Here is a 1,570-nt window from a genome sequence, read left to right on the forward strand (position 1 = left end):
GGAGGCATTCTATGTAAAAAGTCAAGAATAATTTTTTAAAATATCAATTATTTTTTACAGATATTTAGAAAAATGATTGCATGCAAAAAGACCTGCTAAAAGCAAGTTTTTAAAATAATTCGTGACTTTATCGCCTTACCTTACCTTAGTTTAGTTTCATCAAATTGTTGATTGGTTTTAAGAAGATGGAAAATGATACGAGTTAATTTTTTAGCGACATGTGTCACGGCTACATTGTAGTGTTTTCCTTGACTAATTTTCAGCTTTAAATAGGCTTTAAAATGCGGAGAATAAATCGAGATGAGTTTAGCAGCCTGTATTAGGGCATACCTTAGATAAGATGACCCTCGTTTGACCATATGACCTGTATTATCCATCTGTCCTGATTGGTAAATAGCAGGATCTAATCCTGCGAAAGCTTGGAGCTGATTTGGATTCTTGAAGTTATGAATATTCTTAATTTCGGCTAGAATAATAGCACCAAGGCGAGTTCCAATTCCTGTAATAGATGTGATAGGAGAGTTTAAGTCGTTCATCAAGCGATTAATTTCTTCTTGAGTTTGATTAATCTGTTTATCGTAATGTTTAATAGTTTCGATTAATTGTCCTAATTCTAAGACTAAAGCAGGAGAAGCCTTACCAATGGTTTTCTTGGCCTCCTCTTGTATCTGATGAGCTTTATCAGCAGTTAACCGTTTGATTTTAAGCAGAGATGAGAACCGAGCGCGAGCTATTTTTTGTGGAGAAGGGTAGTGTGTCAGTAACTCATAGATGAACTGATTGTGAAGATTACTAACGATTGCATGAAGTTCGGGGAATATAATATCAAGTAATCTGACATATAGATTCTTGCATTTAGACCGTGACTGGATTAAGCGATTTTGATAGCGTGTAAGCTCTTTTAACTCGTCTACTATGCTATCTGTTTGATAACGTTCAGGGGTCACGTCGAAGCGTAGCTTACGAGCGATTAAAAGGGCATCTTTCCTGTCTGTCTTAGTTTTTCTAAGAGATTGTGATTTAGCAAATTCTTTGATAATGAGCGGGTTGTAAGTAAATACATTGTACCCTAACTCTCTTAAAAAAGTCACAATATTGTAGTTATAGTGTCCTGTGCTTTCAAGCGCTATCTGGATGTCTTGTGTTAGAGGAGATAGCTGTTCTAGCCTTAGCTTAAGCTGAACAAATCCTTGGTAAGAATTGGCAAATTTGAAGTTAGCTATCATTATTTCTCCATTTTCATTGATACAGGCTAAATCGTGTTTATTTTTGGCAATGTCAATACCGATATATAACATCACTTTCTGATTCCTTTCTAAGTTATATTAGCGACTGTTGTTTGTTCCACGCACTCTTTGCCTTGTATCCTTACACGAGATAAAACGTCAGGGCGTTATCATTCTCATTACCAATGAAACAAAGAGCTGTGGTTAGAGCCTCCTTGAAATCGTCTAAGCGATTGGTGACACTTACTAATCCACAGCGCTGAACTAAGTATAAAACAAATCTATAAAATAATTAAGAAAGGGTTTATACTGGCGGAAGCTACCCGCTAATATAAATATAAGGT

The 1,570-nt window shown here is 35.7% G+C and carries 1 protein-coding gene; it reads right to left on the bottom strand.

Annotated features, from left to right (window positions below; genetic code table 11):
- Nucleotides 1-140: 140 nt before the first annotated feature.
- Nucleotides 141-1,298 carry an IS110 family RNA-guided transposase gene (locus AC5FEC_RS10345; protein WP_493662111.1) on the bottom strand — a complete coding sequence of 386 codons (1,158 nt, stop codon included), beginning with the start codon at nucleotides 1,296-1,298 and terminating at the stop codon, nucleotides 141-143.
- Between the last annotated feature and the right edge of the window lie 272 nt (nucleotides 1,299-1,570).

The organism is Streptococcus sp. STC1396 (assembly GCF_058933875.1).